Source organism: Schlesneria sp. (assembly GCF_036405755.1).
Taxonomy (GTDB): domain Bacteria; phylum Planctomycetota; class Planctomycetia; order Planctomycetales; family Planctomycetaceae; genus Schlesneria; species Schlesneria sphaerica.
This window is the reverse complement of the sequence record NZ_DASWWZ010000521.1, coordinates 1-3,410: the sequence shown is the minus strand read 5'-3', so window position 1 is coordinate 3,410 and position 3,410 is coordinate 1. Positions and strand designations below refer to the sequence as shown.

The window sequence follows — 3,410 nt, the reverse complement described above, 5'->3', positions numbered from 1 at the left end:
TAAGCTGACAATAATAGTATCTCCGATCCCCCGCCGCATGGTTGTCACGCGGATGCTGTCGTTACGGCGTCCCACAGTCAAAAGTGACGAGTCATTGCGAGGTGTTTCTGGGGAGTTCGGTCGCAGAAGTCGCTCTGTGGCTGATGTAAAGTTAACCGACTAACTGCACCAGTGTGTGCACAGGATTTCGCGAGTGAGCGCCATTAAACAAGATCGAATTCGGATTCGGATGGAGGCTTACGATCATTCTGTGCTGGATCAGTCGGCTGCAGAAATCGTGGATACGGCCAAGCGTACGGGTGCCGTCGTGCATGGTCCCGTGCCGTTGCCGACACGAATTGAGCGTTACACGGTGTTGAGAAGCCCGCACATTGACAAGAAGTCTCGTGAGCAGTTCGAGATTCGGACTCATAAGCGGTTGATCGACATTATCCAGCCGACCGGCAAGACTGTGGATGCGCTGAACAAGCTGTCGCTGCCAGCAGGGGTGGATGTCAAGATTAAGGCATCTGCTGGTTGATCTTGCGTTGAATGCTGAGCCGGCCATTTCTGCTGGTTCGCGGGTGTTGTTGGTGTTGTCTGTTGTTGCTCGCTGAATTGTGTCAGCGGCTCTTGTGGGGTCGGTTCGGCCGAACCCCGTCGCTTGAGAGGGTTGGTTGTCATGGCTGTTGGCTTGCTCGGTTGCAAGGTTGGGATGACGCAGATCTACGACGCTGCAGGGGCGGAAATCCCTGTGACTGTCGTCAAGGCCGGCCCTTGCGCTCTGTTGCAGGTGAAGACGGTTGAAGCCGATGGTTATGAGGCTGTTCAGCTCGGCTTTGCTCCAAAGCCTCGTCGATTGTGTTCACAATCGGAAGTTGGTCACGTCGCTAAGGTAAGTGACGCACTGATTGGTGCAAAGGTTCTGGGTGAAGGTGACGGATCGTTCCGTTTTGTGCGAGAATTCAAGGTTGCGGCAGGTGAGCCGAAGCCCGCTGTTGGCGATGTGTTGACCGTCAGCCAGTTTGAGCAGGGCGCGTTTATTGACATCACGGGTGTGTCAAAGGGGCGCGGGTTTGCTGGTGTGATGAAACGTCATAATTTCGGTGGTGTCTGTGCGAGTCACGGTGTGAAGAAGGTTCATCGCTCCGGCGGTTCGACCGGTCAGAGCACAGACCCTGGTAAGGTCTTCAAGGGGACCAAGATGCCAGGGCGAATGGGCGGAAAGCGTTCCACTGTTCGTCGTCAGAAGCTGGTTGCAGTTGATGCTGAACGAAATCTGCTGCTGGTTCGTGGTGCGGTGCCTGGGTTCTCCGGCGGCTATGTCACCATTCGTCCTACAAATTGCTATTGATCGATATCAGACAGGGTTATGACGATGCACACATTGCCAGTGTACTCTCAGGCAGGCGAACCCACCGGGGAAAACTTTTCTCTGGATCTCGCCAAGATTGCTGAGAGCGTTAATAAAGTACTGCTGCACGAAGCTGTCGTGATGTACCAGGCTAACCTGCGTGTCGGGACGGCCAAGACGAAGTCACGCGCTGAGGTGAGCGGTAGCGGTAAGAAAATGTATAAGCAGAAGGGGACCGGCAACGCCCGTATGGGTAACAAGCGGACTCCAGTGCGACGCGGCGGCGGTCATTGCTTTGCCAAGCGACCAAAAGACTGGGGGTATCGACTTCCAGCCAAGGCGCTTCGCCTGGCAACGCGGATGGCGATCCTCTCTAAGTTCGTCGATGATCAGGTGACTCTCCTGGATGGGATTCAGCTCGACGCTCCAAAGACAAAAACAATCAGTAGTCTTGTTGGTAAGCTCGGTCTGTCTGGGCAGTCCTGTCTCATCGCGATCGAGCAGCACGACCCGGTTGTCTGGAAGTCGTGCCGGAATATCGATCGGTTGTCGCTGTCACCCTGCGATGACTTGAACGCATTGAGTGTTTTGAGCCGTAAGCGATTTGTGATCACAAAGGCTGCTCTCAACCGTTTGCTTGCTCGGTAGGTCGTGCTGCAGGCGGAAGCCGGTTGAGTCAAAGTCGTTTGAGCAGATCGTGGTTTGAAGATTTTGTTGGTAGGGAAGGCGTATTGTGGCAACTGAGCTTTCAAGTGCGTTGAGCGTGTATAACGTCATTATAAGGGCGCACGTTACCGAAAAGGCGACGCACCTGGTTGAGCGGAGGAACATGTATACGTTCCTGGTCAACAAAGATTCGACCAAAACAGAGATTCGACAAGCGGTTGAAGAACTGTGGAACGTCCGGGTCGTGAGTGTGAAGACTGTGAGTCGGGTTGGTAAGCCTCGCCGTCACAAGATGCGCGAGACGACAGGGCCTGATACGAAGAAGGCAATTGTTGTTCTGCACTCAGAAGATCGAATCGCGTTCTTTTGATAATTGCTATTGAGGAAGATTCCGATGGGAATGCGATTTTATAAGCCGACCAGTGCAGGGCGCCGCGGCGGCATGGTCAGTGATTTCAAAGAAATCACTGATCGTAAGAAAAAGCCAGAAAAGTCGTTGCTTGAGCCATTCAAGAAGAAGGGTGGCCGCAACTTCCAGGGGAAGATCACGTCACGACACCGTGGTGGTGGTCACAAGCGGATGTACCGTTTGATCGACTTCCGACGCGAGAAAGATGGCGTCAACGGCCTCGTCACTCACATTGAGTATGATCCAAACCGAACTTCGCGCATTGCGCTCGTGCAGTACGCGGACGGCGAGAAGCGATATATCATCGCTCCCGAAGGTCTGGTTGCCGGTATGACCATCACCAATGGTCCCGACAGCGAGCCAAAGGTTGGTAACACGCTGCCATTGTCGAAGATTCCGACCGGGACAACGATTCACAATATCGAGATGCAGCCAGGTAAAGGCGCTCAGCTTTGCCGAAGTGCCGGCACCTCGGCTGTGATCAACGCAACGGAAGCCGGATGGGCGCAAATTACGTTGCCTTCAGGTGAAGTGCGTCGTGTTCCTGCGTCATGCCGGGCGACGATCGGTCGCGTAGGTTATTCAGAACACTCCAGTCGTGTGCTCGCTAAGGCGGGTCGCGTTCGCTGGATGGGCGTTCGTCCTTATGTCCGCGGTTCTGCGATGAACCCAGTTGCCCACCCGATGGGTGGTGGTGAAGGTCGTCGTTCAGGCGGACGGCATCCGGTCAGTCCGACGGGTAAACTGGCGAAGGGTGGTCGTACCAGAAATCCGCGGAAGCCAACACGCAACGCGATCGTGCGTCGGCGTAAGTCTGTCCGCTATGGCCAGTTGAAGCTCTGATTTTGACTATCTGGTTCTTCGCTCAGTCCTCTTGCATTCGTTGGAAAATAGGATGTCTCGATCGTTAAAGAAGGGTCCGTATATCGATGCTGGCTTGATTGCCAAGATCGAGAAGCTTGACTCGAACCGAAAGAAAGAGCCGATCAAGACTTGGGCTCG

The 3,410-nt window shown here is 54.4% G+C and carries 6 protein-coding genes; all 6 read left to right on the top strand.

Going from position 1 to position 3,410, the window contains the following annotated elements; genetic code table 11:
- Positions 1–193 precede the first annotated feature (193 nt).
- Positions 194–520, top strand: a complete 327-nt coding sequence (rpsJ, locus tag VGE80_RS17740) for a 30S ribosomal protein S10 (RefSeq protein WP_010587111.1) — start codon at positions 194–196, stop codon at positions 518–520.
- 141 nt (positions 521–661) lie between these two features.
- Positions 662–1,333, top strand: a complete 672-nt coding sequence (gene rplC, locus VGE80_RS17735; RefSeq protein ID WP_397571630.1) for a 50S ribosomal protein L3 — start codon at positions 662–664, stop codon at positions 1,331–1,333.
- Positions 1,334–1,357: 24 nt separating this feature from the next.
- Positions 1,358–1,981: a 50S ribosomal protein L4 gene (rplD, locus tag VGE80_RS17730; protein WP_397571629.1), complete on the top strand. Its 624-nt coding sequence runs from the start codon at positions 1,358–1,360 to the stop codon at positions 1,979–1,981.
- 85 nt (positions 1,982–2,066) lie between these two features.
- Positions 2,067–2,369 (top strand): 50S ribosomal protein L23, encoded by a 303-nt coding sequence (gene rplW, locus VGE80_RS17725; RefSeq protein WP_397571628.1) that lies wholly within the window; start codon positions 2,067–2,069, stop codon positions 2,367–2,369.
- Between the two features lie 24 nt (positions 2,370–2,393).
- On the top strand, positions 2,394–3,251 hold the full coding sequence (gene rplB, locus VGE80_RS17720; protein ID WP_373650136.1) for a 50S ribosomal protein L2: 858 nt from the start codon (positions 2,394–2,396) through the stop codon (positions 3,249–3,251).
- 52 nt (positions 3,252–3,303) lie between these two features.
- On the top strand, positions 3,304–3,410 hold a 107-nt coding region (locus tag VGE80_RS17715), incomplete at its 3' end, for a ribosomal protein S19 family protein (protein ID WP_440593583.1).

Bases quoted from the DNA above. Each gene is read 5' to 3' on its own strand.
- rplC (WP_397571630.1), top strand. From the start codon at position 662: ATGGCTGTTGGCTTGCTCGGTTGCAAGGTTGGGATGACGCAGATCTAC.
- rplD (WP_397571629.1), top strand. From the start codon at position 1,358: ATGCACACATTGCCAGTGTACTCTCAGGCAGGCGAACCCACCGGGGAA.
- rplB (WP_373650136.1), top strand. From the start codon at position 2,394: ATGGGAATGCGATTTTATAAGCCGACCAGTGCAGGGCGCCGCGGCGGC.